Origin of the sequence: Novosphingobium huizhouense (genome assembly GCF_020179475.1) — a bacterium.
Classification (GTDB): domain Bacteria; phylum Pseudomonadota; class Alphaproteobacteria; order Sphingomonadales; family Sphingomonadaceae; genus Novosphingobium; species Novosphingobium huizhouense.
Window position 1 is genome coordinate 315,189 of sequence record NZ_JAILXZ010000001.1, and the last position, 26,279, is coordinate 341,467.

Sequence of the window (26,279 nt, forward strand, 5' to 3'; positions counted from 1 at the left end):
TAAGGGGCGCGGCTTATGTCCACTCCGACTCCCCCCCGGACGTTCCACGTCAAGAGCTTCGGCTGCCAGATGAACGTCTACGACGGCGAGCGCATGGCCGAACTGCTCGCTGCGCAAGGCATGACGGCAGCCGATGCGCGCGACGAGGCCGATCTCGTCGTGCTCAACACCTGCCATATCCGCGAGAAGGCGACCGAGAAGGTCTATTCGGACATCGGCCGGCTGCGGCGCGACGACGGGACCAGCCCGCTGATCGCGGTGGCGGGCTGCGTCGCGCAGGCCGAGGGCGAGGAGATCATGGCGCGCGCGCCGGCGGTCAAGGTCGTGGTGGGGCCGCAGGCCTATCATCGGCTGCCCGACATGGTGGCGCAAGCCGCCGCCGGCAAGCGCGCGACCGAAACCGACATGCCGGCCGAGGCCAAGTTCGCCGCCTTGCCCAAGCGGCGTCGCTCGGGTCCGAGCGCGTTCCTGACGGTGCAGGAAGGCTGCGACAAGTTCTGCACTTATTGCGTGGTGCCCTATACCCGCGGCGCGGAAATCAGCCGCCCCTTCGCCGACCTCGTCGAGGAGGCGAAGCTGCTGGCGGCGGGCGGCGCGCGCGAGATCACGCTGCTGGGCCAGAACGTCAACGCGTGGGAAGGCGAGGACGACAAGGGCCGCGCCGTCGGGCTCGACGGGCTGATCCGCGCGCTCGCCACCGATCCCGACCTTGCGCGCATCCGCTATACCACCAGCCATCCCAACGACATGACCGAGGGGCTGATCGCCGCGCACGGCGAAGTCGACAAGCTGATGCCGTTCCTCCACCTGCCGGTGCAGGCGGGCAACGACCGCGTGCTCAGGGCGATGAACCGCAGCCACACCGTAGAAAGCTACCTGAAGGTGCTCGAGCGGGTGCGCGCGGCGCGGCCGGATATCGCACTTTCGGGCGACTTCATCGTCGGTTTCCCGGGCGAGACCCAGCAGGAATTCGAGGACACGCTGCGCCTCGTCGACGCGGTCGGCTATGCCCAGGCATTCAGCTTCAAGTATTCGGCGCGCCCCGGCACCCCTGCCGCGACCATGCCCGACCATGTCCCGGCAGCGGTGATGGACGAGCGGCTCCGGCTGCTTCAGGACGCGCTCAACCGCGACCAGCACGCGTTCAACGCGGCGAGCGTCGGGCGGACCTGCGACGTCCTGGTCGAGCGGCGCGGCCGCCACGAAGGGCAGTGGCTGGGCAAGTCGCCGTGGCTGCAGTCGGTGCATTTCACCGGCGAGGCGCAGATCGGCGATCTCGTGCGCGTCGAACTGGTGGAGGCCGGGCCGAACTCGCTGGCGGGCAAGGTGCTGGCCAAGGTCGCTGCCTGAGGCGCATTTCGCACAACCCTGTGCAAATCGTCGCGCGCTGCCGCCTTTTCGCAGGAGGCTGTCTTGCGCCGGCAACATCGCGCCCTAATCTCCGCCCTGTCCCCGGCGAAAGGAGCACGCTTCCCCTCGATATGGCTCGCAAATTCCCTCGCGCTCCCGAAGCGCATCGCGATCCTGGCTCCTCGGGCATGGAGCCGCATCGTCCGGACCTGCACCGGCGCGCGCGGGTCGAGGTGGAATTCGACGAGCAGACCGTCCTGGGAGCGCTGTTCGGCCAGTTCGACCAGAACCTCGTCCAGATCGAGAACCGCCTCGGCGTCTATATCTCGGCGCGCGGCAACCGCGTGCAGATCGAAGGCCCGGACGATTCGGTCGCCCGCGCGCGCGACGTGCTCAAGGGCATGCACCAGCGGCTGCTGACGGGACAGGAGGTCGACGCCGGCGCGGTCGAAGCACTGATCATGATGTCGAACGAACCAACGCTCGAAGGGATCATCACCGGCGCCCCCGACGGCGCGCCGCCGATCATGATTCGCACCCGCAAGAAGACGATCGTTCCGCGCAGCGCGACGCAGATCGAATACATGCGCGCGCTGGTCAAGGAGGACGTGATCTTCGCGCTCGGCCCGGCAGGCACCGGCAAGACCTACCTCGCGGTGGCGCAGGCGGTGGCGCAGCTGATCAGCGGCAGCGTGCAGCGGCTGATCCTGTCGCGCCCGGCGGTCGAGGCCGGGGAACGGCTGGGCTTCCTGCCCGGCGACATGAAGGAGAAGGTCGATCCCTATCTCCGCCCGCTCTACGACGCGCTCTACGACTGCATGCCGCCCGAGCAGGTCGAGCGAAGGCTCGCCTCGGGCGAGATCGAGATCGCGCCGATCGCGTTCATGCGCGGGCGCACGCTGGCCGACGCCTTCGTCATCCTCGACGAAGCGCAGAACACCACGCCGGCGCAGATGAAGATGTTCCTCACCCGCTTCGGCCAGAACAGCCGCATGGTGATCTGCGGCGACCCCAAGCAGGTCGACCTGCCGGGCGGCGTCAACGCCAGCGGGCTTGCCGACGCGGTCGGCCGGCTCGAGGGCATCGAAGGGATCGGCACGGTGCGCTTCTCGACCGCCGACGTCGTGCGACACCCGATCGTCGGGCGCATCGTCGAGGCCTACGAAGGGACCAACGCTTGAGCGCGCCGGTTCTCGAGATCGACATCGATCCGGTTTGGGGCGATGCGACCGACTGGGAGGCGCTGGCCAACCGCGCCGCCGAAGCGACCGCGCAGGTCGCGCCTGAGCTTGCCCACGACAACCTGCTGGTGAGCCTGGTCATGGCCGACGACGAGGAAGTCCACGCGCTCAACAAGCAGTGGCGGGCCAAGGACAAGCCGACCAACGTGCTGTCGTTTCCGATGCTCTCGCGCGCGGAAGTGCTGGTCGCAGGGGCCAACGAAGGCGCGCCGGGCATGCTCGGCGACCTGATCCTCGCGCATGGCGTGTGCCGACGCGAGGCGGCCGAAAAGGGAGTCTCGGTGGAAGTCCACGCGAGCCACTTGGTCGTCCATGGCCTGCTCCACCTCGCGGGGCACGACCACGAACTGGGCGAGCGCGAAGCCGAGGAAATGGAAGATCTGGAGCGGAAGGCGCTTGCACTGATCGGCATCGCGGACCCATATGCGGTCGAAGATTGACCAACAGGGGACAAACACCAGTGGCCGAAGGCAGCGCCTCCGCCGGCGAGAGCCGATCGGGAGACGGAGACAGTAGCGGCGCGCTATGGCGCGTGATCAAGGCTTTCTTCAGGGGTCCCGACCACGATCAGTCGCTGCGCGCGCAGATCGAGGAAGCGATCGAGGAACACGAGCACGAGCCGGGGCACGGCGAAGGCGGTGGCGGCGATCTCGTTCCGCTCGAGCGGCAGATGCTCAAGAACCTGCTCCATTTCAGCGAGCACGACGCCGACGACGTCGCGATTCCGCGCGGCCAGATCGTGGCGATTTCGGCCGAGTGCAGCTTCGAGGACGTGGTCGCGGCGTTTGCCGAGCACGGCCACAGCCGCCTGCCGGTCTATCGCGACACGCTCGACGAAGTGATCGGGATGATCCACATCAAGGACGTGTTCCCGCACCTTGCCGCGCTGGCGCTCGAGCGAAAGGCGCCGCCGGCGGACTGGCTCGCGCTGATGCGCCAGCCGCTGTTCGTGCCGCAGGCGCGCGGGGCGATCGACGTTCTGGCCGACATGCGCGCCAGCCGCACCCACCTCGCCGTGGTGATCGACGAGTACTCCGGGACCGACGGGATTATCACGATCGAGGACCTGGTCGAGGAAATCGTCGGCGAGATCGAGGACGAACACGACGATGCGCCGCAGGAGCTGCTGATCCGGCTCGATCCGGACACCTGGGATGCCGACGCCCGGGCGGAACTGGATGACGTAGGGGAAATCGTCGATCCCCGACTTGCCGAAGTGGAAGAAGACGTCGATACGCTGGGCGGCCTCGCCGTCGTGCTCGCCGGCGAGGTTCCGCCCGTCGGCCGCGTGCTCGAACATGCCAGCGGCTGGCGCATCGAAGTGACCGAGGGCGACGAGCGCCGGCTGACCCGCCTGCGCCTTCATGCCCCCAAGCCGCCCGAGTCCGAGGAAGAATGATCCGCCGCCTGCCCCCGCTGCGATCGCTGGAAGCCTTCATCCGCGTGGTACGCGCAGGGTCGGCCAAGACCGCCGCGGCCGAACTCGCGCTCAGCCCGTCCGCGCTGTCGCGCCGGCTGGCCGCGCTCGAGGAGTTCGTCGGCAAACCGCTGTTCGAGCGCAAGCACCAGCTGCTCAAGCTGACCGAGGAAGGCCAGGGGCTGTACGACGCGGTCGCCCCGCTGATGGACGAGATGACCGACCGCATCGACCGCCTGGTCGATACCGGCAAGGTCATGCGCCTGCGCCTTGGCGTGCTGCCGCTGTTCGGCAGCCAGCGGCTGTTCCCGCGCCTTGGCGAACTGCGCCGCCTCCACCCGCAGCTGCACATCGACATCGACAGCTCGAACGTCGCCGAAACCAAGCTCGGCGACACGATCGATGCGGCGATCATCCTGTCCGAGGGACCGGACGCGACGCTGCATTCGGTGCGGCTCGACCACAACCGCGTCCACGCCATCGCCTCGAAGGCGCTGGTCGACGAACTCGGCGATCGTCCCGACGTCGCCAAGCTGTCGAAGCAGACCTTCCTGATCCACAACGACCTGCCGATGAGCTTCGAGGCGTGGAAGCGCGCGCTGCACATCGAAAGCCTCGAACCCGCGGCGATCGACCACTTCGATTCGGGCCAGCTGATCCTCGAGGCGGCAGCGCAGGGCCTCGGCATCGCGATCATGCACGATGATCACTACTTGCGCAGCCACGATCCCCGGCTGGCGCGGGTCTACGACATCGACGTCGACAGTCCCTATTCGTACTGGTTCGTCTGCCGGCCGCGCGCGCTGCAGTCGCGCCCGGTGCGCCTGTTCCACGACTGGATGCTCAAGGCAGGCCTGTGACAGCGTCGCGCATCGTCCGTTCGGTCCGCGTCCACGTGCCGGTGGAAGCCGAGACCCTGCGTGCGCTGCTCGCCGGCGAAGCAAGCGCGCTCGAGCGCGATCCGACGCTGCGCGCGATGCTTGCGATCATACGCGAGCAGGGCGCGCTGGGCGACTTCGGGCTCTACCACGGGGTCGCGGAAATCACGCTCGGCTGGGAGACCTTCGTGCCCGGCCCCGAAGCCACGCCGACGTTGGGCAACGCCGCCGAGACGACCTATTCGCCGACAGTTACGCTGACCACGTGGATCCGCGAGGGCGCCGACCAGGCCGATGTCGATGCCGCGCTCGATGCGCTGATGGCGGCGCACCCATGGGAAATCCCGGTGATCGAGGTGGCCGAAAGCCGGCTGCTGCTGCGGCGCTAGAGCACGAAGTCCGCGGCCGTCAGCGCGGGCGCGCCGTCGATGCGGATCGCGAAATCGGCGGTGCCGTTGCCGTCGATATCGCCCATCACCAGACCGATCCCTTGCGATACGGTGTAATTGAGTTCGCCCGCCTTCTTGCTGAAGGCGGCGCTGCCGATCCAGCTGAAGGCCTCGTTGACCGTAGTCGTCGCCTTGACCGCGTCGATGCCCGAAAGGTCGATGCGATCGCCGTCGCTGCGGCTGAAGTCGGTGATCTGGTCAGCAGCGGCCAGCGCCTTGCCGGCGAGGTCCTTGAGCGCGGGGAACAGGAAGACGTCCGCGCCGCCGCCGCCGCTGGTGATGTCCCTCCCTTCGCCGCCGATCAGCACGTCCGCGCCATCGCCGCCGACGAGCCGGTCGGCGCCCGCGCCGCCGTCGAGCAGATTGGCCGCGGCATTGCCGACGAACAGGTCGGCGCCGGCGCCCCCGACCAGGTTCTCGATGCCGGAGAAGCTGTCGTTGCCAGCGCCGGTCGCCTGCAGGCCGGAAATGTCGAGGCCGACCTTCACCGCGGTCTTGAACGCAGCGAAGGTCACCGTGTCGACGCCGTCGCCGCCGATCAGCGTATCGTCGCCGAGCCCGCCGTCGAGGGTATCGTCGCCGGCGCCGCCATCGAGCGTGTCGTTGCCGCCGTTGCCGCGCAGCGTGTCGGCGCCGTTGCCGCCGGCAAGGGCATTGGCGCCTTCGTTGCCGAGCAGCGTGTCGCCCCCTTCCCCGCCGCGCGCGTTCTCGATCGCGCAGTTGAAGGCAATGCCGATGTTCATCGACAGCGCCACCGAATCGTAGGCGAGCGAGGAATAGGCGCCGGCGGTAAGATCGATCGTGCAGCCCTGGGTGAAGGCCGAGACGCTGAAGGTGTCGGTTCCGCCGGCGTCCCAGATCGCTTCGAACGAAGGCGCCTTGGGCGAGAATTCGTAGACGTCGTCGCCGGTGTGCCAGCTGGTGTTGGCGCCGTAGATCTTCTGGATCGCGAGGATGTCGTAGACCATCGGCGACTTGATCAGGTACGTCGTCGCCCCCGTATCGGGGTTGCGCCACCAGACCTTTTCGGGATCGGTGTAGGACATGATCGTGAAGCGGCGGTTGTCGAAGCCCGCCGGGATCTTGGCGCCGTCGAACGGATGCTTGAGGCCGAGCGCATGGCCGATCTCGTGCATGATCGACATGAAGTTGTAGGTGCCCGCCTCGAACGACTGGCCGATGATGGAATCGTCGATCCAGATGTCGCCGTGTGCGTTGCTCATCCCGTCCGAGACACCCAAAGCATAGCCCCAGTAACGGCTCGGGACTGCCGAGGTGAAGGCGATGCGGATGTCTCCGACGGTGCCTGCAGCGGTCTCCGCCAGCTGCGTGAAGGCGATCCGGGCGACGCCGGCCCAGGCGTCGAACGCCTTGTCGATCTGCGCCGCTTGGGCCGAGGTGACCGCGCCGGTCACCGCCGCGACATTCTCGCCGAGGCCGTAGTTCTGCGGAAACGGGCTTGCCACGCCATCGGCCCAGGGAAAGCTGTAGGAGACCTGCGTCACGCCGTTGTCGATCGTCGACCAGGCCACCCGCGAGGCGAGCGCACCGGGAAGCAGGCCGTCGATGAACTTGTTGCCGCTCAGGCCGTAGCGGCCGACCGGCGAACGATCCGTATAGAGCGCCATGGCTGTCCTCGTTGCGCGGCAGGGTCTTGCCGAATGCGGCAGCATTGGTGCGCGGCACGTGAAGGCGGCGCTAAGACCGCGACCGGTAGGCTGCGCAAGGATACGCAGGCCGCATTAGCAGCGCAGGGCCCCGCGCGCGCGGCGCCACGCAAGCCGCCCAGAGGCTTGGATGGTAAATGGCAGGGCCGGTTACCGCTTCCCCGGGCGCCCGTCGAGCAGCGCCTGCGCGGGCGAGCCGAGCCGTTCGCGGCGCAAGGCGAACGAGCGCGCGAGCATCGGCGTCCCGATGCGCATGAAGCGGCCCGGCGTCATGCCGAGGAAGGCATGGGCTTCGCGCACGAAGTGCGAGTAGTCGGTGTAGCCCGGATCGATCGCGAGAGCGCGCTCGCCGCGATCGGTGTCCCACATCGCATGGAGCGAGCGCAGGAAGCGCGAGCGGCGCAGCAGCAGCTTGGGGGCAAAGCCGAACGCGCGCTGCGCCAGCCGCTCGATCGTGCGCTCGGTCGCCGAGACCTGCATCGCGAGCTGGCGCACCGACTGGACCGTCGGGTCGAGCAGGGCCTCGGTCATCGTCGCCACGCGGTCCTCGGCGCGGGCGGGTCGATCGAGCAAGGGCGCGAGGAATCTGTCGAACAGCGCCGGCGCCTGCTCGGGCGGCGATGCGCGCAAATCGCGGGCGAGCTGCGCGAGGTCAGTGCCGAACACCGTCGCCGGGTCATCCACGCGGTCGGCCCAGTCGGCTGCGGCGATGCGCGTCAACCGCATCCAGCCGAGCGGGGTGAGCCCGGCGCCGACGACTTCGCCCGCGTCGCTCTCTGACCAGGTGACGGCGCTGCTCGGGCCGAACAGCGCGACCGGAGGGACCGCCTGGCTGCGGCCACGACCGACGCGGACGGTCCAGTCGGTCGCCGGCGTGCGCAGGACGCGAAGCGAGAACCATGCCGGCTGGAACACGTCGCGGTGCCGCTCGCCGGCCGGCGGATCGACGGCGTAGAAGTGATAGCCGCTGACGAACGGCGCGAGCGCAGGCGACGGACGCCAGTAGGCCATCCGTTCCCTGCCCGCCTCGACCGGCGCGGCCCTCTCGCCACCGGTTTCGCCCCGCGAAGTTCCAACCCTGTTCATGCCCGCGGCTGCAAGTACCGAGGACAGCGGCGGGTTCCAACCGAATTAACCAAAAAAAGGGGCGGATTTCTCCACCCCTTTTCATGTCTTTCAGTGATTTGGGGTCAGGCGCTAACCACACTGGCCTTGCGGATCACGCCGGGGTTGGCCGGCGGCTCGCCCTTGGGCAGCGCGTCGATGTGCTCCATGCCGCTCTCGACCTCGCCCCACACGGTGTACTGCTTGTCGAGGAAGCGGGCGTCGTCGAAGCAGATGAAGAACTGGCTGTTGGCCGAATGCGGGTAGCTGGTGCGCGCCATCGAGCACACGCCGCGCACGTGCGGCGCATCGTTGAACTCGGCCTGCAGGTCGGGCTTGGACGAACCGCCCATGCCGGTGCCCTGGGGGCAGCCGCCCTGTGCCATGAAGCCCGGAATCACGCGGTGGAACTTGACCCCGTCGTAGAACCCTTCGCCCGCCAGTTCCTTGATCCGCTCGACATGGCCCGGCGCCAGATCGGGGCGCAGGTTGATCACGACGTCGCCGGTATCGAGCGACAGAACCAGTTTTTCGTTTGCCATGGGGTACACTTCCTTTCGGTTTGCCGCCGATATAGGCGCTTGCCCAACAAAGTCACGTGGGCGCGGCCAAGGCGGTTGCTTTTGCAGGCTCATCGCCTATCCCCGCGCCGATGGAGCGCGAGGAAGACCGGGTCGAGACTCTCCTTGCCGACGGCCTCCCGGATCCTGCGGGAGAGGCGCCGCCGGCCGATGAATCGCGCCATTCGGACAGCCTCGACGAAGAGGACAACACGCTCAAGCCGCGGTTCATCCGCAAGGTCACCGAAGCGCTCGACGCCGACGACCAGGAGCGGGTCTACGACCTGGTCGAGCCGCTGCACCCGGCCGACATCGCCGACCTGTTCGAGCTGATCGGCGGCGAGTACCGCGCGCCGCTCGCCCGCGCGATCAACGACCTGCTCGGCTCGGAAGTGATGGCCGAGATGAACGACTGGGTCCGCGACGACCTGGTCGAGGAGCTCGAGCCAGAGGAGGTCGCCGAGCTCGCCGAGCAGATGGAGACGGACGACGCCGTCGCCATGATCGAAGACCTCGACGAGGAGGACCAGCAGGCCGTCCTCGCCGAGATGGAGCCGGAAGACCGCGCCGCGATCGAGAGCGCGCTGTCGTTCCCCGAGGAATCCGCCGGCCGCCTGATGAGCCGCGACTTCATCGCGGTGCCCGAACACCTGACCGTCGGCGACCTGATCGACTACATGCGTGAGGGCCGGGACCTCGCCACCGAGTTCTGGGAAGTGTTCATCGTCGACCCGAAGCATCGCCCGGTCGGCACCTGCATGCTTTCGTGGATCCTGCGCGCGCCGCGCCATGTCGCGCTTTCCGACGTGATGAAGCGCGACCAGACGCTGATCCCGGTGACGATGGACCAGGAAGAGGTCGCGCTGCGCTTCCAGAAGTACGCGCTGATCTCGGCTGCGGTGGTCGACGAGAGCGGGCGCCTGGTCGGGCAGATCACCGTCGACGACGTGGTCCACATCATCCAGGAAGAGGCGAGCGAGGACATCCTGCGCCTGTCGGGCGCGGGTGACGGCGACATCAACGAGCCGATCCTGCTGACCGTGCGCACGCGCCTTGCCTGGCTGGTGGTCAATCTCGGCACCGCGATCATCGCTTCTTCGGTGGTCGGCATGTTCCAGGGCGCGATCGCCCGTTTCGCGCTGCTCGCGGTGCTGATGCCGATCGTCTCGGGAATGGGCGGCAACGCCGGGACGCAGACGCTCGCCGTGGTCGTCCGCGCGATCGCCACCAACCAGCTGACCAGCTCGAACACGATCCGCATGATCCTGCGCGAACTGCGCATCGCCACCGCCAACGGCCTTTCGCTCGGCGCGATGATCGGCATCGGGGTCGGGCTGATCTTCGCCAACCCGCACCTTGGCGCGGTGATCGCGGCGGCGATGGTGATCAACAACCTCGTCGCCGGCCTCGCCGGCATTCTCGTCCCCGTGGCGCTCGACCGGCTGCGGGTCGATCCGGCTGTCTCTTCGGCCGTATTCGTGACGATGGCGACCGATGTCATGGGGTTCTTCTCGTTCCTCGGCCTCGCCGTCCTGACGGGCCTGACCGGTTAGAAGAAGCCTGATGCCACTCCACATGACCAAGGTCGCCTATGGCGCGCAATCGCTGGGCGAAGTCCACGGCTGGTTCGCCACGCGCGGAGCGCAGGCGCGGCTGACCACGCGCTACCTGCCCAAGCGGCACGCAGAAATGGTCGGCGGCTCGCTGTTCTGGATCCTGAAGCACCAGCTGGTGGCGCGCTCGCCCATCCTCGGCTTCGAGGAAGCGCCCGATGGCCGCACCAACATCGTCATCGCGACCAGGCTGATCGACGTCCACCCCAAGCCCAAGCGCGCCCACCAGGGCTGGCGCTACCTCGAGGACGCCGACGCTCCGCGCGATCTGGCCGATGGCGAAAGCGCGGAAATGCTGCCGCCGTCGCTGGCGGGGGAACTGGCCAAGCTGGGACTGGTCTAGGCCGCGCCGCGGCTACGTCTCGTTCAGCATGCCGGCGATCTGCTCCTGCGCCGCCGTTGCGTCTGCGGCGAGCTGGCGCAGGGCCTCGGCGGTGTCGCGCATCAGCCTGGGACTGATCTCGCGCTCCCCGTTCACGAACCGGCGCAGCGCGCGCTCGTCGATGCCGAGCCGCCGCGAAGCCGCGGTGACCCCGCCGAGCACCTGAAGGCAGTAGGCGAAGTGGTCCTGCAGCGCCGCCTGCGCCGTCGCGGCCCCGGTCATCCCGCTGCCGCCGCGCGTTCGCGCTCCTTCTGCACCACCTTGCGAAGAACGTTGGCGTAGGTCTGCGGGTCCTGCGCGCCGGGGACCATGATCTTGCCGTTGATGACCATCGCCGGCACGCCGCCGACATTCATGTCCCAGGCCTGACGCTGCCCGGCCATGACCAGGCGGTCGATCTCAGGATCGTCGAGCGCGGCTTCGGCGGCGTTGCGGTCGAGGCCGGTTTCCTCCGCGATGTCGAGCAGGACGTCGCGGTCGGCCATCCGGCGACGGTGCCGGAAGTGGGCATCGAACAGCGCGTGCTTGAGCCGGCCCTGGACTTCAGGCCCCAGGTCGCGGAGCGCCCAGACGAGCAGGCGGTGCGCGGCGCGGGTGTTCCACATCCACGCTGGCGGCGCTTCGCCCTCGCCGGCATAGTCGAACGAATAGCCCGCGCTTTCGCCGATCGCCTTCATCCGCGCGCGTCCCTCGGCCGCCTGTTCGGGCGAGGTGCCGTACTTGCGGCGGATGTGCTCGGCGCTGTCCTCGCCTTCGGGGGGCATGTCGGGGTTGAGCTCGAAGGGATGGAAGCGGATTTCCGCCTCGATCTCGCCGTCGAGCGTCTCGAGCGCCTTTTCGAGCTGGCGCGTTCCGATCACGCACCAGGGGCACATCACGTCGGACCAGATGTCGACGATAACCTTGTCGGGAGCGCTCATTTCGCCAGCCACCACTTGAGGAGATGATGCGCGACCGCGAAAGGCGGCGGCGCGATGAAGGCGCCGGATTCATCGCCGGACATCGCCAGCTCGACTTCGGCGCGCGTAAACCAGCGCGCGTCGTCGAGTTCCCGCTCGTCGATGGTGATGGTCTTGTCGTCGGCAACGGCGCAGCAACCGATCATCAGCGAGGACGGGAACGGCCAGGGTTGGCTGGCGACGTAGATCACGTCGCGCGCACGCACGCCGGCCTCCTCGAACACTTCCCGGGCGACGGCTTCCTCGATCGATTCGCCCGGCTCCACGAAGCCGGCGAGCGCAGAATAGCGCTTGGGCGGGAAGCGTGGCTGGCGGCCGAGCAGCAGCTCGCCTTCGCATTCGACGAGCATGATCGTCACCGGATCGACGCGGGGGTAGTGCTCGGCCTTGCACGCCTCGTTGGTGCAGTTGCGCTGCCAGCCGCCCTTGGCGAGCTTGGTCGCGCTGCCGCACTGCGCGCAGAAGCGGTGCCGCGCGTGCCAGTCGACGAGGCTGCGCGCGCCGCCATAAGTCGCAAGCTCGACGCCGGGCAGCATGGACATCGCCTGCCACAGCCGCGGGTTGGGCGGGGCGACGCTGCCGACCAGGCGCGGGGCGACTTCGGCGAAGCAGCCGCGCCCGTCCTCGGACAGGCCGAGGAACACCAGCTCCGCCGCCGGATCGGCATCGGCCAGCGTGCCCCAGGCAAGCCCGCCGTCGTCGGCGATCACCGGATCGATGCCATCGAGCCGGAGCAGACGCGCGCGCCAGTTCATCAGCCCGGCGAGCTGGTCCGGATCGGAGCGGATGTGGTCGGCGCGGTCGAGGCCGGACCCCGCAAAGGCAATCGTCGTATCCACCATCACGCGGCCCTTTTCGTTCGCGCCAGGACATCGGCGAGCATCGCCGCCCTGAATTCTTCCTGCACCGGCAAGGCGTCGGACGGCATGTACTGGGTATAGAGCCCCGCCCTGAGCCCGATCCGGGCGTTGACGAAGCCGACCGTGCCCGCTGCGCCCGACCAGCCGAAGGTGCCGGCGTCCTCGCCGAGGCCGACCCGCCCGCCCGCGCCGAAGCCGCCGGTGCGCACGAAGCGGTCCTCGACCACGGCGTTGGGCGGCAACAGGTTGCTCAGGCCCAGGCGCAGCGCGGCCTCGTCCATCACCTGCGCCCGCCCCACGCGCCCGCCGTTCGCCAGCATCGTCAGGAAGCGGTCGTAATCGCGCGGCGAAGTGACCAGTCCTGCCCCGCCATAGGGAAAGGCCGGCTTGTCGAGATAGATCGAGCTGCGCGCCGGGTCGAGCGGCAGCACCGCGTCCCCCAGCAGGCCGTAGTTGGTGGTGAGGCGGTGGGCCTGCGCCTGCGGAACGGTGAACCAGGTGCTGGTCATCCCGGCCGGCCCGAAGATGCGCTGCGCCAGGAACGTGTCGAACGGCATGCCCGCCACGACCTCGATCACCCGGCCGAGCAGGTCGAGCGAGACCGAATAGCTCCAGCGCGAGCCCGGCTCGTAGACCAGCGGCAGGGCGGCCAGCCGGTCGGCGAATTCGGCAAGGCTCGGCGCGGCCGAGCCGAAGAACAGGCCCGGCACCGGCACGCGGCTGACCTGCGCGGGGACGATCCCCGCCTGTTCGTACGCCTGCTTGATCGGCCCTTTCTGGACGATGGTGTAGCCGAGGCCCGCCGTGTGGGTGAGCAGCTGGCGAATGGTGATGGGCGCGGTCGCGGGGCGTACCTGATCGAGCGGCGCGTCGGGCGCTGTCAGCACCTGCATCCGGGCATAAGCGGGAAGGATGTCCGAAAGCGGCTGGTCGAGCCCCAGTCGCCCCTCTCCCACCAGCATCATCGCGGCCATCCCGGTGACCGGCTTGGTCATCGAATATATGCGGAACAGGCTGTCCGGGCCGAGCGGAGTGCGCTCTCCCCTGGTGCCAACGCCGCGCGCGATCGTCTCCATCGGCGATTGGCCCCAGCCGGCGGTGGCGACGAGGCCCGAGAGCTTGCCGGCGCCGACATAGCGATCGAGCAGCGCGGCGACGGCGGGATAGCGTTCGTCGACGCTGCCGGCAGAGGCTGCCCACCCGGCCCTTGATGCAAGCCCCAGCCCGACCCCGAGCAGGGCTCCCGAACGAAGCATGTCGCGCCGCGATACGTTCATTGTCCGCGCTCTCCCCTTTCCGCCAGCGCCAGCCGTGCCGCCTTGGCGAACACGGTGGGCAGGCCGGCCGTCTCGATCTGCGAGACCGGCCACCATTCTCCCGAGCAGTTCTCGCCCGCAAGACTAGCCATTTCGGGCGATGCGCAAAGCATCAATTGCAGTTCGAGATCGAAATGGGTGAAGCCGTGCCGCACCAGCCCGAGCGACGTCCAATCTGCAGCGAAAGGCTCGCCCGACCCGTCGCCGCGGGCCGACCAGCCGTTGTCGGGAAGCGCGCGCATGCCGCCGAGCATGCCGCGCCCTTCGCGCCGCACCAGCAGCACCGCGCCGTCGCGCTCGATCCAGAATGCGCGCCCCTTGCGCAAGGGCTTGGCCTTCTTCGCGGCCTTGACCGGCAAGCGCTCCGGTTCGCCCTGCGCGAGAGCCCGGCAATGGGCGCGCAAGGGACAGAGCAGGCATCGCGGCGCCCTCACCGTGCAGACGGACGCGCCAAGGTCCATCATCGCTTGCGCGAAATCGCCGGCGCGGCGTCCGGGGGTGATCGTCGCGGTCGCCGCACGGATCGCGCCCCGCGCGCCCGGCAACGGCGTCTCGATCGCGAACAGCCGCGCCACGACCCGCTCGACATTGGCATCGACGACGACGGCGGGCCGGTCGAAGGCGATCGCGGCGACCGCGGCAGCAGTATAGTCGCCAAGGCCCGGAAGCGCGCGCAGGCCCTGCTCGGTATCGGGAAAGGCGCCGAGCCGGGAAACTTCGCGCGCGCAGGCGAGCAGGTTGCGCGCCCGGGCATAATAGCCGAGCCCGGCCCAGGCGGCCATGACCTCGGCATCGTCGGCGGCGGCGAGATCCTCGACCCGCGGCCAGCGCTCGAGGAACTTCGCGTAGTAGGGCCCTACCGCAGCGACGGTGGTCTGCTGGAGCATCACCTCGGACAGCCATACGCGATAGGGGTCCTGGCGCGCTTGCCCGGGCAGTCGACGCCACGGCAGGCGGCGGGCGTGGATATCGTACCAGGCGAGCAGGGCCGCCGCGACGCCGGGGGCCGTTTCGACGGAGGATGAAAGGGTTGCGCCACTGGCCTGCATCGCCGCGCTATGGCATGGCGGCCGGCGATATGAAACGCGATCCCGCCAAGCCGCGCCGCACTGCCCCCAAGGCCGGGTCACGGGCCGCGGCCGCGCGCGAGTACGAACGCCCGCGCGGCGGCGAGGCGCGTCAGATCGCCGACCTGATGCCTGCGATCGGCCGCACCGCGTTCCGCCGCTTCGGCTTCGTGCAGAGTTCGGTGGTCACCCGCTGGCCCGAGATCGTCGGCGAGGCGCACGCCCGCCATTGCGCGCCCGAATCGATCCGCTTCCCCCCGGGCGAGAAGTCCGACGGCATTCTCCAGCTGGTGGTGACGCCGGCGCACGCGCCGCTGATCCAGCACGTCGCCCCCGAGATCATGGAGCGGGTCAACCGCTTCTTCGGCTATCGCGCGGTGGCGCGGGTCAAGCTGCGGCAAGGCGTGGTTCAGCCACCCGCTGGCAGCAGTTCCCCGCGGAAGCCTGCCGCGCCGCCTTCGCTCAAGCCGATCCCCATGGAACTGGGCGACAGCTTGCGCGATATCGGCGATCCGGAACTGCGCACGGTGCTCGAATCGCTGGCGCGCAGCCTGGGCGAGGCCAGCGCAGCAGGCAGGAAGGATACGAAGTGAGGCAAGACATGCACCGCAAGGCCATGGGTTGGCTGGGAATGATCGTGCTGGCGCTGTTCGGTACGCTGGCGCTGACCGGCGCGAGCAAGCCGCTGCCCGCGGCGACGAACGGCAACTGGAATGCCACGGTGGTCCGCACGGCGCGCGACAGCCATGTCCTGGGCAATCCCAATGCGAAGGTGAAGCTGGTCGAATACATCAGCTACACCTGTCCGCATTGCGCGCACTTCGAACAGGAATCCGATGCGCAGCTGCGGATCGGCTTCATCGCCACCGGCAAGGGCTCGATCGAAGTGCGCAGCTTCGTGCGCGACGGGATCGACATGACCGTGGCGCTGCTCACCCATTGCGGCGCGCCCAGCCGCTTCTTCGCCAACCATAGCGCGTTCCTGCGCAGCCAGCAGACCTGGATCGCGCCGGTGCTGGCCGCGAGCGAGGGGCAGAAGGCGCGCTGGTACAGCGGGCCGCTGCCGGCGCGCATGCGCGCGATCGCATCCGACCTCCATTTCTACGACATCATGGAAAAGCGTGGCTATTCGCGCGCCGATACCGACCGCTGCCTTGCCGACACCGCGCTCGCCGGACGGCTTGCGCAGCAGACCCAGGAAGCCGCCGAGAAGGACTACGTCAACGGCACGCCGAGCTTCCTGCTCAATGGCGTTCCGCTGGCCGGCACCTATTCGTGGGCGGCGCTCAAGCCGCAGCTTGAAGCCGCGCTGGACTGAGCCGCTTCAACCGCGCGGCCGGATCGGCTAGGCCGCTTTCCTCAAGATACGTCACGCAGACCGGGAACCATCAGATGAAGCCTGCCGCCCTCCGTTTCGCTTTCGCCGCGCTTGCCGTGCCGCTCGCCCTCGGTCTCGCCGCCTGTGGCAAGAAGGATGCCGCGGCGCCTGCGGGCGAAATCGCCGAAGCCGCGCCGGTCGCGGCGGTCGCGCCGCCGGCGGGCAAGGCCTGGTCCGAAGTGATCGCCCCGACCAAGGACGGCGGCTACCTGATGGGCAACCCCGATGCCCCGATCAAGCTGCTCGAATTCGGCGCGCTTTCGTGCTCGCACTGCGCCGCCTTCTCGAAGGAGGGCTTCCCCAAGCTGCGCGACGAGTACGTGAACTCGGGCAAGGTCAGCTACGAGCTGCGCCTGTTCATGCTCAACGCGCTCGACATCCCGGCGGCACTTCTCGCCACCTGCGGGTCGCCCGAGGCGGTCATCCCGCTCAGCGAGCAGTTCTGGGACTGGCAGCCGAACATGTTCGCCAACCTGCAGAAGGCGGGCGATGCCGCCTACAAGGATGCGGCCGGCTCGCCGCCCGCACAGCGCTTCACCAAGATCGCGGCGATGAGCGGAATGACCGAGTTCTTCAACGCGCGCGGCATCGCCGCCGACAAGGCGAGCGCCTGCGTGACCGACACCGCCAAGGCCACCGCCTTCGCCACCGCGACCGACAAGGCGGTGCAGGACTTCGACGTGACCGGCACGCCGACCTTCATCCTCAACGGCACCAAGACCGGCGTCGCTTCGTGGGCCGAGCTCGAGCCGCTGATCAAGAAGGCCGGCGCGCGCTGATGCGCTTCTGTCGGTAGGCGGCCTTGGGGGGGCCGGGTCCGATGCAGTTCCGGCGCTTGAAGCTTTCGGGCTTCAAGAGCTTCGTCGAGCCTGCCGAACTGCGCATCGAACCGGGCCTCACGGGCGTGGTCGGCCCCAACGGCTGCGGCAAGTCCAACCTGCTCGAAGCGATCCGCTGGGTCATGGGCGAAAGCTCGGCCCGCTCGATGCGCGGCGGCGGGATGGAAGACGTGATCTTCGCCGGGACCGCGAATCGCCCGGCGCGCGATTTCGCCGAAGTGATGCTGACCGCCGAGACCGACCCCGCCGGGCCGCACGGCGGTGAACTCGAAGTCGTCCGGCGGATCGAGCGCGGCGCAGGCTCGGCCTACCGCGTCAACGGCAAGGACGTGCGCGCCAAGGACGTCGCGCTGATCTTCGCCGATGCCGCGACCGGCGCGCATAGCCCCGCGCTCGTCAGCCAGGGCCGCATCGCCGCGGTGATCGCCGCCAAGCCTGCCGAGCGGCGGATGATGCTCGAGGAAGCGGCAGGCATCGCCGGGCTCCACGTGCGCCGCCGCGATGCAGAGCAGAAGCTGCGCGCCACCGAAGCGAACCTCGCCCGGCTCGACGACCTGCTCGCCGGGCTGGAAGGCCAGATCGGGAGTCTGCGCCGCCAGGCCCGCGCCGCCGAGCGCTACAAGGCGGTGAGCGAGAAGATCCGCATCGCCGAAGCGCGGCTGGTCTTCGCCCGCTGGCGGGATGCCGCCGCCGCCGCCGATGCGGCGAGGCGGGAGGCGCAGGTCGCCGAGCAGGCCGTGACCTTGGCGCAGGCCGCCGCCGCACAGGCCCAGGCGGCACAGCACGCTGCCGGCGAGGCGCTGGCGGCGGCGCGCGAGGGGCTGTTCGACCGACGCCAGGATTCGGCAGCGCAAGGTCAGCGCATCGCCAGCCTGACCGCGCAGCTCGAAGCCGCCCAGCAGCGCCTTGCCGACATCGACCGGCAGCTGCGCCGGATCGACGAGGACCGCACCGCCGCCGACCGCCTGACCACCGATGCCGCGGCCGCGCTCGCCCGGCTCGAAGCCGAAGTGAGCCTCGCCGAAGCCGCGCTGGCCGAGGACGAGGCACGCCGCCCGGGCGCGGCGCGCGCGGTCGAGGACGCCGAACGCGCCGGGCGCGCGGCCGAGCTGGCGCTGGCGCAGAAGGTGGCCGAGCAGGCCGGGATCGACGCCGAATGGCGCGTTGCCGAAGCGGCCGTGGCCGCCGCGCGCCAGCGCCTCGCGCGGCTCGATGCCGACCTTTCGCGACTTGCCGGTCAAGCCGAGGCGCTCGCCCGCGAAGCCGACCCGGCGGCACAGATCGCGCAAGCCGAAGCCCGGCGCGCCGCGGCGGCGGCAGCGCTGGCCGAGGCGCAGGCGCAGCGCGAGCGCCTCGGCAGCGAGCGCGAACGGCTCGCCGCCGCGCGCGATGCGGCAGGCAATGCCCTCGCCGGGGCGCGCGCCGACCTCGCCGGGGTGGAACGCGAGGCCGATGCGCTCGCTCGCGACAAGTCTGCGCGTGAAAAGGCGGCGGCGGCCAAGGGCAAGGGGCAGACCGCGCTGTCTGGCAGCCGCGCCGCGCCGGGGTGGGAACGGGCGCTCGCCGCGGTCCTCGGTCGCGATGCCGCCGCGCCCGTCGGTCCGGCGCCGTCGCAGGCCGAGGGACGCTTCTGGACTGGCGCACCCCCACCGCCGCCCCTCGCCGACTCGCTGGCGCAGCACGTGCCGAGCTGCCCGCCGGAAGTGCAGGCGCGGCTCTCGCTGGTCCGAGCGGTCGAAGTCGACGAGGGCCAGCCGCTCGCGCCGGGCGAGTGGCTGGTGACGCGCACCGGCCACTTGCGCCGCTGGGACGGCTTTGTCGCCCGCGGCGAAGGCGCGGCCGAGGCTGCAGCGCTCGAAGCCGAGAACCGCCTCTCCGATCTGCAGTCCCGCCTGCCCGCGCTGCGCGAAGCGCTGGCCACAGCCGAAGCCGGTGACGCCGAGGCGCGCGCCGAGCTCGCCCGCGTGCAGGGAGCGCTGGCCGAGACCGAGCGGGCGATCTCGGCCAATGCCGATGCCGAGCGCAGCGCGCTGCGCGCGCTCGACGCGGCCGAAGCAGCGCGGGCCCGGATGGACGCGCGCCGGGGGGAACTCGAGCGCGCCATGGCAGACGTGCGCGAACAGCGCGCGGCGGGCGACGACGAGCTGGCGGCCGCGCAGGCCCGATGCGCAGCGCTTCCCGATCCAGCCGCGGGGCGAGCCGCGGTCGATGCCGCGCGCGCCCACAACGAAGCGGCGCGGACTGCACTGCAGGCGGCGATCGCGGCGTCGGCCACGCTCGATCAGGCGCTCGCGGTCGGGCGCGAGCGCCTGGGGGCGGTGCGCGCCGACATCCGCAACTGGCAGTCGCGTGCAGGCGATGCCGCACGCCGCCTCGCCGACATGACCGGACGGGCCGAGGAACTGGCGCAGGACCGACTGGTCTTTGCCGCCAAGCCCGCGGGCCTTGTCGCCGAAATCGAACAGGGCGAGGCGATCCGCGAACGCATCGCCGCCGAGCTCGCCGCCGCCGAAGCCGCGCTGGCGCAGTGCGAGGCGACCGCGCGCGGGGCCGACGCGCATCTTGCCGCGACCAACGAGGCACTGGCCACCGCCCGCGAGGCGCGCGCCGGATCCGCCGCCCGCGCCGAGAACGAGGATGTGCGTCGGCAGGAAATGGCCGGCATTTCGGGCGAGCGGTTCCAGTGTCCGCCGCCGCTGCTGCCCGAACGCTTTGGCTTCGCCTCTGCCGAGGTGGGCTCCTCGCACGCCGAGTCGACGGAGCACGACCGCCTCTCGGCCGAGCGCGAGCGCATCGGGCCGGTCAACCTCGTTGCCGCCGAGGAACTTGCCGAAGCCGAACAGCGCCTCGGCACCTCGGTCGCGGAGAAGGCCGAGCTGGTCGAGGCGGTGCACCGCCTGCGCGGCTCGATCGGCAATCTCAATCGCGAGGGCCGGGAGCGCCTGCGCACCGCGTTCGAAGCCGTCGACGGCCACTTCCGCCGCCTGTTCACCCGCCTGTTCGGCGGCGGCGAGGCACACCTCGCGCTGGTCGACAGCGACGACCCGCTCGAAGCCGGGCTCGAAATCTTCGCCCAGCCGCCGGGCAAGCGCCTGCAATCGCTGACGCTGCTGTCGGGCGGCGAACAGGCGCTGACCGCCGTCGCGCTGATCTTCGCGCTGTTCCTGACCAACCCCGCGCCGATCTGCGTGCTCGACGAAGTCGATGCGCCGCTCGACGACGCCAATGTCGAGCGCTTCTGCGACATGCTCGACGCGATGGTCGGCGAGACGCGGACGCGCTACCTCATCGTCACGCACAATGCCGTGACGATGAGCCGGATGCACCGCCTGTTCGGCGTGACCATGGTCGAAAAGGGCGTATCCCGGCTGGTCAGCGTCGACCTCGGCGGCGCGGTCGACCTGCTCGCCAGCGCTTAGTCCAGCACGAACCGCGGCCCCGGACCCGCCGCGCCGGCACGGTCCTCCTTGTTGTAGAGCGCGCAGCGGTCGAGGCTGAGGCAGCCGCAGCCGATGCACTCGTCCAGCTTGTGTCGCGTGCGGGTGAGCAACTGGATGCGGTGGTCGATCTCGCCACGCAGCGCCCGGCTGATCTTCTGCCAATCGAGCACCGTGGGCGTGCGTCCTTGCGGCAGCGTCGCCAGCGCCTGCTCGATCTCGGCGAGGCCCAGCCCCAGCTTCTGCGCGATCAGCACGAAGCTCAGGCGGCGAATGTCGGAGCGCAGGAACCGGCGCTGATTGCCGCCCGTGCGCACCGATCGCACCAGCCCGCGCTCCTCGTAGTAGCGGATTGCCGAAACGGCAAGACCGGTGCGGCGCGCGAGCGTGCCGATCGGGATGAGATCGTTGCGATTCAATGCTGACCCTTGATACCAGAGCTTGACCTGAAGTTAGCTTGAGGTTGCATAAGCGGCAGCATCGATTCGGACAAGACTTGAGAAAGGACTTGAGGAGATGCCCGCAGCACGGCTCGAACACGTCAATATCCGGGTCAGCGACCCCAGTCGGACGGCGTCCTTTCTCGCCGCGCTGACCGGCTGGACCGAACGCTGGCGCGGCCCCGCGATCCACGAGGGCTGGACCATCCACCTTGGCGACGCGTTCGATTACATCGCGCTCTACACCACCCGCGAGCCCTTCGCGGGCCAATTCGCGAAGGGCGCTCCGCTGCAACACATCGGGATCGTCGTCGACGACCTCGACGCCGCCGAAGCCATCGTCATGGCCCACGGGCTCGTGCCGTTCAACCACGCCGACTATGCGCCCGGGCGGCGGTTCTACTTCCTCGACTGGGACGGAATCGAATTCGAGCTGGTCAGCTACGCCTGAGCAGCAAGCCCGACGACAAGGCAGGCGAGCGCCATCAGCAGGCCGGCGAAACGGTTGGAGCGGAACTTGACCAGCGGGTCGGTCCCGTCCTCGCGGAGCGTCAGCACCTGCCATGCGAGCTGCACCGCCATCGGCAGCAGCGCGGCGATCACCAGCGGATCGGGGCGGACCAACCAGAAGGCGAGGGCCCAACAGACCAGCGCCAACGCATAGAGCCCCGCCACCCCGGCACGCACGTGGCGTCCGAACGAGCGCGCCGAGGATCCGATGCCGACCAGCGCGTCGTCCTCGCGGTCCTGCAGCGCATAGATCGTGTCGTAGGCCATGCACCAGGCCCAGCAGCCGGCGTAGAGCAGGCCCATCGGCGCCAGGGCCTCGAACCCGCGCGCCTCGATCCAGCCGACCGGCGCGCCCCACGTGAACACGAGGCCCAGCCAGGCCTGCGGCCAGCCGGTGATCCGCTTCATGAAGGGATAGGCGGCGACGAGCCCCAGGCTGCCAAGCGCGACCACCTGCGCCTGCCAGCGCAATTGCAGCAGCACGACAAGGCCGACCGCGCAGAGCGCGAGCAGCCAGGCCCAGGCCACCCGCTTCGATATCCGGCCGCTCGCGACAGGACGCGACGCCGTCCGCGCAACGCGCGCATCGAGATCGGCGTCGACCACGTCGTTGTAGACGCAGCCTGCCCCGCGCATCGCGATCGCGCCCAGCAGCAGCCATAGCGCGATGTCCCAGCGCGCCGCCGCTCCGCCGAGGAACAAGCCCCACAGGCACGGCCAGAACAGCAGCCACCAGCCGATCGGCCGGTCGAAGCGCGCAAGCTGCGCGAGGTCGCGCGCCGGCTGCGGCAGCCGCGCGACGAGGCCCTTGTGCTCGCTGTCGGGGACGATCTCGGGAGCTGCAGGCGCAACGTTCATGCCCGTGGCATAGCCCCGCCCTCCGCAATCGGCTAGACCACGCCGCCATGTCTGCCACACACCATCCCGCGACACACCAACCCGCCACGCCCGCCTGGCCGCCGAAGTCCGCGCCCCGACTGTTCGTAGGTGCGGCGCTTTCCGAAGGCGTGCAGCTCCAGATCGAGGGAGGCCAGGCGCATTATCTGGGCAAGGTCATGCGGCTGGGCCCAGGCGAGGCCGTGATCCTGTGCGACGACGTCACCGGCGAATGGCTTGCGGCCGTGGCAGACGTCGGCAAGCGCAGCGTGGGGCTTACCGTGGAGCGATTGTTGCGCCCTCGCGAAAGCGTGCCCGACATGTGGCTGTGCCCGGCGCTGCTCAAGAAGGACCGCTTCGACCTCGTGCTCGAAAAGGCGACCGAGCTGGGCGTTGCGGAGATCCGGCCGGTGCTGACGCGGCGCTGCGTGGCGGACAAGCTCAACCCCGAGCGCGCGCGGGCGATCGTGACCGAGGCCGCCGAGCAGTGCGCCCGCACCGCCTTGCCCGGTCTGGCGGAACCGGTGAAGCTCGACGCCCTGCTCCGCGACTGGCCCGAGGGCCGCGCATTGTTCTTCGCCGACGAAAGCGGCGGCGACCCGGCCACAGCAAGCTTTGCCGGCCATGCCGGCCCCGCCGCGCTGCTGATCGGCCCCGAAGGCGGCTTCGACGAGACCGAGCGCGCCGCCATCCGCGCGCATCCGGCAGCCCGCGCGATCACCCTCGGCCCGCGCATTCTGCGCGGCGAGACCGCGGCCATCGCCGCGCTGGCGCTGTGGATGGGGGTTGCGGGAGACTGGTCCGCACGCACGTGACGGCGGCGATTGGCACTGGCGCAACGCCCTTCGGCGCTCTACTTGAGCGCGCATGAGCACGCGACAGGTTTCAGATAGCAACGAACCGGTGATCGAAAGCCGGGACCAGCTCGTCGCCCCGATGCAGAAGGGCGAGAAGCCGCGCGAGCGCTGGCGCATCGGCACCGAGCACGAGAAATTCGTCTATCGCACCGACGACTTCCGCGCGCCCTCCTATGCCGAGCAGGGTGGCATCCGCGACCTGCTGATGGCGCTGACCGACTATGGCTGGGAGCCGGTGATCGAGGGCGACAACGTGATCGCCATGGCCGGTCCCGACGGCACGGTCAGCCTCGAACCTGCCGGCCAGCTCGAACTGTCGGGCGCGCCGCTCGAAAACCTGCACCAGACTTGCGCCGAGACCGGGCGGCATCTCGCCCAGGTCAAGACGATCGGCGACAAGCTCGGGCTCGGCTATCTCGGGCTGGGCCTGTGGCCGGACAAGACCCGCGCCGAGCTGCCGATCATGCCCAAGGGGCGCTACGAGATCATGCTGCGGCACATGCCCCGCGTGGGCACGATGGGCCTCGACATGATGCTTCGGACCTGCACGATCCAGACCAACCTCGACTATTCGAGCGAAGCGGACATGGTGCAGAAGTTCCGCGTCAGCCTGGCGCTCCAGCCGCTCGCGACCGCGCTCTTCGCCAATTCGCCGTTCCTCGAAGGCAAGCCCAACGGCTTCCTGTCCTATCGCAGCCACATCTGGACCGACACCGATGCCGCGCGCACGGGCATGCTCGGCTTCGTCTTCGACGACGGCTTCGGCTACGAGCGCTACGTCGACTACATGCTCGACGTGCCGATGTACTTCGTCTTCCGCGAGGGCCGCTACATCGACGCATCGGGCCAGTCGTTCCGCGATTTTCTCGAAGGCAGGCTGCCCGCGCTGCCCGGCGAGAAGCCCCTCGCCTCGGACTGGATCGACCACCTTTCGACCGCCTTCCCCGAAGTGCGGCTGAAGTCGTTCCTCGAGATGCGCGGCGCCGATGGCGGTCCGTGGAGCCGCATCTGCGCACTGCCCGCGCTGTGGGTGGGCCTGCTCTACGACCAGGGCGCGCTCGATGCGGCGTGGGACCTCGTCAAGGGCTGGGACCTCGACGGGCGCGAACGCCTTCGCGCCGAGGTTCCGCGGCTCGGACTCGATGCGCCGCTGCCCGGTGGCGGCACGTTGCGGGACATTGCCGCCGAGGTGCTGGCGATCGCGCGGGGCGGCCTTGCCGCACGCGCCCGGCTGAACGACGCAGGCGACAACGAAACCGGCTATCTCCAGCCGCTCGACGAGATCGTCGCCAGCGGCAGGACTCCGGCCGAACGCCTGCTCGACCTCTACCACGGCGAGTGGGCCGGCGATCTCGGCAAGGTCTACCGCGCCAAGAGTTTCTGAACGGGAGCAAAGCGATGATCATCGTCCTGGGTACGGTTCGGGTTCCGGTCGAAAACATCGCCGCGATCCTCCCCGCGATGGAGCGGGTGGTCGAAGCGACCCGTGCCGAGGATGGCTGCATCGCCTATGCCTATGCGCAGGACATGCTCGAGCCGGGGCTGATCCACATTGCCGAGAAGTGGCGCGACCGCGCCGCGCTATCTGCACATTTCGCCACGCCGCACATGGCGGCGTGGGCCGCCGAGCGGGCCGATCTCGGCCTGCACGATCGCCAGATCCGCTGCTTCGAGACCGACGAAGGCGAAGTTCTCTAACGCGCCAGAAGCCTGCGGCTGCGCCATATCGTCCGCCCCAGCTTCGTCAGCGGTGCGGTCACCAGCCCGTGTTCGGCCATCCACGCGTGGTACTCGCGGTACTTGGGATCGGCGGCGAGGAGATGCCGTTCCTCGGTCCTCGCGCGCCAGTAGTAGACCGCGCTGACGAGGCCCAGCGTCACTGTGTTGCGCACTACATCGACAATTGATCCGCTGGTGGCGAGATAGGGCATCGAGGTCAGCCACCAGAACGTGTTCTTCGCGAGATAGGCGGGGTGCCGGGTGAAGGCATAGGGCCCGTTAGTCAGGATGCCGCGATAGGTGAGGTTCGAAAAGCGCAGCCCGAATGCGACCGTGGCCCAGGCGTAGATCGCGGTGAGGAACACCATCGCCATACCCCAGATCCACAGCAACGTGGTGTGGCCGGCGAGCCAATAGTCCCACTCGGCGCTGTGCGGGCGATAGTCGAGCACGTCGCCGCCGCCCATCAGCGCGAACGGCGGGTAACAGATCAGCGCGGCGACCCAGCCGCCGAGATAGGGGTTGGCGGTGCGGATCTGCGCGTCGAGCGGCTTCATCGTCAGCAGGTAGCCGACCATGGCGATCTGCACGTCGATCATGAACATCGTCTCGACGAGGACATTGGTGACGACCACCGGACCGAGGTGCCAGGCGGCATCGAGGTCGAACCCGACCACGCCGATGAAGCCCACCGGCAGGATCGAGATCATGAACGCGCAGAAGAACCCCTTCACCGCCCAGCCGCGCAGATGATGCGCCACCTCGGCCTTGCTGAAAGGCTCGCGCCCCAGCAGCATCGCCCCGAAATGCCAGGCGCCATCGCGCGGGTTCACCAGCACCCGGTCGAGCCAGAGCACGTAGGGCACCGACAACACGACCATCACCGGCGCTGCGATTCCCAGCATGTCCATGGCGAACAGGTATGGTCCGCGCCAGTACCAGCGACCGAGGCAATAGACGAAGGCGATCAGCGCCCAGGTCGCCCAAAGCCCGGCGATCTTGGTGACCGATATCTGCAGGATCTCGCGGATTGGCCGCGGCGCGTCCCAGTCGATCCCGGTCGACGGACGGCGGTGCACCTTGTCGACCAGCAGCGACCAGGCGACCATCGGCCCGCCCGAGAACAGCAGCGCGGCAAGCGCGGCATTGGCGCCATCGAGCCGCGCGCGCGGTCCGGGAAGGTCGAGCGCAGTCGCGATCGCCGGCCACTCGCGGCAGACCACGAGCCAGAACAGCAGGCCCGCCACGCCGCACAGGCCGACGCCTGCGGAGACGTCGCTCTGCGGTCTGGCGGAAGGAACGGCCGTGCTTGTCTTCATGGCCCGGCGCTTACCCGAAAAGGGGTGCAGAAACCATGAAG

Annotated in this window: 27 protein-coding genes; 16 read left to right on the plus strand and 11 right to left on the minus strand. The window is 69.3% G+C overall.

What is annotated here, in order from left to right:
* Positions 1-15: 15 nt before the first annotated feature.
* The 6 genes from miaB to K3A85_RS01580 all read left to right on the plus strand — a co-directional run bounded on the left by miaB (position 16) and on the right by K3A85_RS01580 (position 5,275).
* A complete protein-coding gene (gene miaB / locus K3A85_RS01555; RefSeq protein WP_225204735.1) occupies positions 16-1,350 on the plus strand; it encodes a tRNA (N6-isopentenyl adenosine(37)-C2)-methylthiotransferase MiaB in 1,335 nt (444 codons plus the stop codon).
* Between the two features lie 131 nt (positions 1,351-1,481).
* Positions 1,482-2,531 (plus strand): PhoH family protein, encoded by a 1,050-nt coding sequence (locus K3A85_RS01560; RefSeq protein ID WP_404822872.1) that lies wholly within the window; start codon positions 1,482-1,484, stop codon positions 2,529-2,531.
* Positions 2,528-3,031 carry an rRNA maturation RNase YbeY gene (gene ybeY, locus K3A85_RS01565; protein ID WP_225204737.1) on the plus strand — a complete coding sequence of 168 codons (504 nt, stop codon included), beginning with the start codon at positions 2,528-2,530 and terminating at the stop codon, positions 3,029-3,031. Before K3A85_RS01560 ends, ybeY begins: the two co-directional genes overlap by 4 nt.
* A 20-nt stretch (positions 3,032-3,051) precedes the next feature.
* Positions 3,052-3,990 carry a hemolysin family protein gene (locus K3A85_RS01570; RefSeq protein ID WP_225204738.1) on the plus strand — a complete coding sequence of 313 codons (939 nt, stop codon included), beginning with the start codon at positions 3,052-3,054 and terminating at the stop codon, positions 3,988-3,990.
* Positions 3,987-4,868, plus strand: a complete 882-nt coding sequence (locus tag K3A85_RS01575; protein ID WP_225204739.1) for a LysR substrate-binding domain-containing protein — start codon at positions 3,987-3,989, stop codon at positions 4,866-4,868. The genes K3A85_RS01570 and K3A85_RS01575 overlap by 4 nt, the downstream gene beginning before the upstream one ends.
* Positions 4,865-5,275, plus strand: coding sequence for a hypothetical protein (locus K3A85_RS01580; protein WP_225204740.1), 411 nt, complete (start codon positions 4,865-4,867; stop codon positions 5,273-5,275). The genes K3A85_RS01575 and K3A85_RS01580 overlap by 4 nt, the downstream gene beginning before the upstream one ends.
* On the opposite strand, the gene K3A85_RS01585 is transcribed toward K3A85_RS01580, so the two are convergent.
* The 3 genes from K3A85_RS01585 to K3A85_RS01595 form a co-directional block, all read right to left on the minus strand.
* Positions 5,272-6,963, minus strand: a complete 1,692-nt coding sequence (locus K3A85_RS01585; RefSeq protein ID WP_225204741.1) for a M10 family metallopeptidase — start codon at positions 6,961-6,963, stop codon at positions 5,272-5,274. The two genes, K3A85_RS01580 and K3A85_RS01585, sit on opposite strands and share 4 nt — an antisense overlap.
* 189 nt (positions 6,964-7,152) lie before the next feature.
* Entirely contained in the window at positions 7,153-8,088 is a 936-nt protein-coding gene (locus K3A85_RS01590) for a helix-turn-helix domain-containing protein (RefSeq protein ID WP_225204742.1), read from the minus strand.
* Between the two features lie 104 nt (positions 8,089-8,192).
* Complete coding sequence (locus tag K3A85_RS01595) at positions 8,193-8,648, minus strand: peptidylprolyl isomerase (RefSeq protein WP_225204743.1); 456 nt, start codon at positions 8,646-8,648, stop codon at positions 8,193-8,195.
* Between the two features lie 110 nt (positions 8,649-8,758).
* On the opposite strand from K3A85_RS01595, the gene mgtE reads away from it, so the two are divergent.
* Positions 8,759-10,219, plus strand: a complete 1,461-nt coding sequence (mgtE, locus tag K3A85_RS01600) for a magnesium transporter (protein ID WP_225204744.1) — start codon at positions 8,759-8,761, stop codon at positions 10,217-10,219.
* Between the two features lie 10 nt (positions 10,220-10,229).
* Complete coding sequence (locus K3A85_RS01605) at positions 10,230-10,622, plus strand: DUF1489 family protein (protein WP_225204745.1); 393 nt, start codon at positions 10,230-10,232, stop codon at positions 10,620-10,622.
* Between the two features lie 12 nt (positions 10,623-10,634).
* On the opposite strand, the gene K3A85_RS01610 is transcribed toward K3A85_RS01605, so the two are convergent.
* From K3A85_RS01610 to K3A85_RS01630, 5 genes are read right to left on the minus strand one after another with little or no spacing between them, the layout of a single operon-like run.
* On the minus strand, positions 10,635-10,883 hold the full coding sequence (locus tag K3A85_RS01610; RefSeq protein ID WP_225204746.1) for a hypothetical protein: 249 nt from the start codon (positions 10,881-10,883) through the stop codon (positions 10,635-10,637).
* Entirely contained in the window at positions 10,880-11,581 is a 702-nt protein-coding gene (locus tag K3A85_RS01615; protein WP_225204747.1) for a DsbA family oxidoreductase, read from the minus strand. Before K3A85_RS01615 ends, K3A85_RS01610 begins: the two co-directional genes overlap by 4 nt.
* Complete coding sequence (nudC, locus tag K3A85_RS01620) at positions 11,578-12,462, minus strand: NAD(+) diphosphatase (protein ID WP_225204748.1); 885 nt, start codon at positions 12,460-12,462, stop codon at positions 11,578-11,580. The genes K3A85_RS01615 and nudC overlap by 4 nt, the downstream gene beginning before the upstream one ends.
* On the minus strand, positions 12,462-13,736 hold the full coding sequence (locus K3A85_RS01625) for a serine hydrolase domain-containing protein (protein ID WP_225204749.1): 1,275 nt from the start codon (positions 13,734-13,736) through the stop codon (positions 12,462-12,464). The genes nudC and K3A85_RS01625 overlap by 1 nt, the downstream gene beginning before the upstream one ends.
* A 17-nt stretch (positions 13,737-13,753) precedes the next feature.
* Entirely contained in the window at positions 13,754-14,845 is a 1,092-nt protein-coding gene (locus K3A85_RS01630; RefSeq protein WP_225204750.1) for an A/G-specific adenine glycosylase, read from the minus strand.
* A gap of 29 nt (positions 14,846-14,874) precedes the next feature.
* Between K3A85_RS01630 and K3A85_RS01635 the strand changes: the two genes are divergently transcribed.
* The 4 genes from K3A85_RS01635 to K3A85_RS01650 all read left to right on the plus strand — a co-directional run bounded on the left by K3A85_RS01635 (position 14,875) and on the right by K3A85_RS01650 (position 20,499).
* Complete coding sequence (locus tag K3A85_RS01635; protein WP_225204751.1) at positions 14,875-15,456, plus strand: DUF721 domain-containing protein; 582 nt, start codon at positions 14,875-14,877, stop codon at positions 15,454-15,456.
* A complete protein-coding gene (locus tag K3A85_RS01640) occupies positions 15,453-16,181 on the plus strand; it encodes a thioredoxin domain-containing protein (protein ID WP_225204752.1) in 729 nt (242 codons plus the stop codon). The genes K3A85_RS01635 and K3A85_RS01640 overlap by 4 nt, the downstream gene beginning before the upstream one ends.
* A gap of 74 nt (positions 16,182-16,255) precedes the next feature.
* Entirely contained in the window at positions 16,256-17,020 is a 765-nt protein-coding gene (locus tag K3A85_RS01645) for a thioredoxin domain-containing protein (protein ID WP_225204753.1), read from the plus strand.
* 41 nt (positions 17,021-17,061) lie between these two features.
* On the plus strand, positions 17,062-20,499 hold the full coding sequence (locus K3A85_RS01650) for a chromosome segregation SMC family protein (RefSeq protein WP_225204754.1): 3,438 nt from the start codon (positions 17,062-17,064) through the stop codon (positions 20,497-20,499).
* On the opposite strand, the gene soxR is transcribed toward K3A85_RS01650, so the two are convergent.
* The gene (soxR, locus tag K3A85_RS01655; RefSeq protein WP_225204755.1) at positions 20,496-20,936 is read right to left on the minus strand and encodes a redox-sensitive transcriptional activator SoxR; all 441 of its coding nucleotides are present in this window, start codon (positions 20,934-20,936) and stop codon (positions 20,496-20,498) included. The two genes, K3A85_RS01650 and soxR, sit on opposite strands and share 4 nt — an antisense overlap.
* A 97-nt stretch (positions 20,937-21,033) precedes the next feature.
* Here soxR and K3A85_RS01660 point away from each other — a divergent pair, with 97 nt between their 5' ends.
* Complete coding sequence (locus K3A85_RS01660; RefSeq protein WP_225204756.1) at positions 21,034-21,408, plus strand: VOC family protein; 375 nt, start codon at positions 21,034-21,036, stop codon at positions 21,406-21,408.
* On the opposite strand, the gene ubiA is transcribed toward K3A85_RS01660, so the two are convergent.
* Positions 21,399-22,325 (minus strand): 4-hydroxybenzoate octaprenyltransferase, encoded by a 927-nt coding sequence (gene ubiA, locus K3A85_RS01665; RefSeq protein ID WP_225204757.1) that lies wholly within the window; start codon positions 22,323-22,325, stop codon positions 21,399-21,401. The genes K3A85_RS01660 and ubiA overlap by 10 nt on opposite strands.
* A gap of 47 nt (positions 22,326-22,372) precedes the next feature.
* Here ubiA and K3A85_RS01670 point away from each other — a divergent pair, with 47 nt between their 5' ends.
* Genes K3A85_RS01670 through K3A85_RS01680 form a run of 3 tightly spaced genes read left to right on the plus strand, consistent with a single transcriptional unit; the run spans position 22,373 to position 24,898 of the window.
* On the plus strand, positions 22,373-23,158 hold the full coding sequence (locus K3A85_RS01670) for a 16S rRNA (uracil(1498)-N(3))-methyltransferase (RefSeq protein ID WP_225204758.1): 786 nt from the start codon (positions 22,373-22,375) through the stop codon (positions 23,156-23,158).
* A 52-nt stretch (positions 23,159-23,210) separates the two neighbouring features.
* Complete coding sequence (locus K3A85_RS01675; RefSeq protein ID WP_225204759.1) at positions 23,211-24,584, plus strand: glutamate--cysteine ligase; 1,374 nt, start codon at positions 23,211-23,213, stop codon at positions 24,582-24,584.
* A gap of 14 nt (positions 24,585-24,598) precedes the next feature.
* Positions 24,599-24,898 (plus strand): putative quinol monooxygenase, encoded by a 300-nt coding sequence (locus K3A85_RS01680; RefSeq protein WP_225204760.1) that lies wholly within the window; start codon positions 24,599-24,601, stop codon positions 24,896-24,898.
* Here the strand turns inward: K3A85_RS01680 and K3A85_RS01685 are convergent.
* Positions 24,895-26,238, minus strand: a complete 1,344-nt coding sequence (locus tag K3A85_RS01685; RefSeq protein WP_225204761.1) for a methyltransferase family protein — start codon at positions 26,236-26,238, stop codon at positions 24,895-24,897. The genes K3A85_RS01680 and K3A85_RS01685 overlap by 4 nt on opposite strands.
* Positions 26,239-26,279 lie beyond the last annotated feature (41 nt).

Coding starts and splice junctions, on each gene's coding strand:
- miaB (WP_225204735.1), top strand. CDS start 16: ATGTCCACTCCGACTCCCCCCCGGACGTTCCACGTCAAGAGCTTCGGC.
- K3A85_RS01560 (WP_404822872.1), top strand. CDS start 1,482: ATGGCTCGCAAATTCCCTCGCGCTCCCGAAGCGCATCGCGATCCTGGC.
- K3A85_RS01575 (WP_225204739.1), top strand. CDS start 3,987: ATGATCCGCCGCCTGCCCCCGCTGCGATCGCTGGAAGCCTTCATCCGC.
- K3A85_RS01585 (WP_225204741.1), bottom strand. CDS start 6,963: ATGGCGCTCTATACGGATCGTTCGCCGGTCGGCCGCTACGGCCTGAGC.
- K3A85_RS01590 (WP_225204742.1), bottom strand. CDS start 8,088: ATGAACAGGGTTGGAACTTCGCGGGGCGAAACCGGTGGCGAGAGGGCC.
- K3A85_RS01595 (WP_225204743.1), bottom strand. CDS start 8,648: ATGGCAAACGAAAAACTGGTTCTGTCGCTCGATACCGGCGACGTCGTG.
- mgtE (WP_225204744.1), top strand. CDS start 8,759: ATGGAGCGCGAGGAAGACCGGGTCGAGACTCTCCTTGCCGACGGCCTC.
- K3A85_RS01605 (WP_225204745.1), top strand. CDS start 10,230: ATGCCACTCCACATGACCAAGGTCGCCTATGGCGCGCAATCGCTGGGC.
- K3A85_RS01610 (WP_225204746.1), bottom strand. CDS start 10,883: ATGACCGGGGCCGCGACGGCGCAGGCGGCGCTGCAGGACCACTTCGCC.
- K3A85_RS01615 (WP_225204747.1), bottom strand. CDS start 11,581: ATGAGCGCTCCCGACAAGGTTATCGTCGACATCTGGTCCGACGTGATG.
- nudC (WP_225204748.1), bottom strand. CDS start 12,462: ATGGTGGATACGACGATTGCCTTTGCGGGGTCCGGCCTCGACCGCGCC.
- K3A85_RS01625 (WP_225204749.1), bottom strand. CDS start 13,736: ATGCTTCGTTCGGGAGCCCTGCTCGGGGTCGGGCTGGGGCTTGCATCA.
- K3A85_RS01630 (WP_225204750.1), bottom strand. CDS start 14,845: ATGCAGGCCAGTGGCGCAACCCTTTCATCCTCCGTCGAAACGGCCCCC.
- K3A85_RS01635 (WP_225204751.1), top strand. CDS start 14,875: ATGAAACGCGATCCCGCCAAGCCGCGCCGCACTGCCCCCAAGGCCGGG.
- K3A85_RS01645 (WP_225204753.1), top strand. CDS start 16,256: ATGAAGCCTGCCGCCCTCCGTTTCGCTTTCGCCGCGCTTGCCGTGCCG.
- K3A85_RS01650 (WP_225204754.1), top strand. CDS start 17,062: ATGCAGTTCCGGCGCTTGAAGCTTTCGGGCTTCAAGAGCTTCGTCGAG.
- K3A85_RS01660 (WP_225204756.1), top strand. CDS start 21,034: ATGCCCGCAGCACGGCTCGAACACGTCAATATCCGGGTCAGCGACCCC.
- ubiA (WP_225204757.1), bottom strand. CDS start 22,325: ATGAACGTTGCGCCTGCAGCTCCCGAGATCGTCCCCGACAGCGAGCAC.
- K3A85_RS01670 (WP_225204758.1), top strand. CDS start 22,373: ATGTCTGCCACACACCATCCCGCGACACACCAACCCGCCACGCCCGCC.
- K3A85_RS01675 (WP_225204759.1), top strand. CDS start 23,211: ATGAGCACGCGACAGGTTTCAGATAGCAACGAACCGGTGATCGAAAGC.
- K3A85_RS01680 (WP_225204760.1), top strand. CDS start 24,599: ATGATCATCGTCCTGGGTACGGTTCGGGTTCCGGTCGAAAACATCGCC.
- K3A85_RS01685 (WP_225204761.1), bottom strand. CDS start 26,238: ATGAAGACAAGCACGGCCGTTCCTTCCGCCAGACCGCAGAGCGACGTC.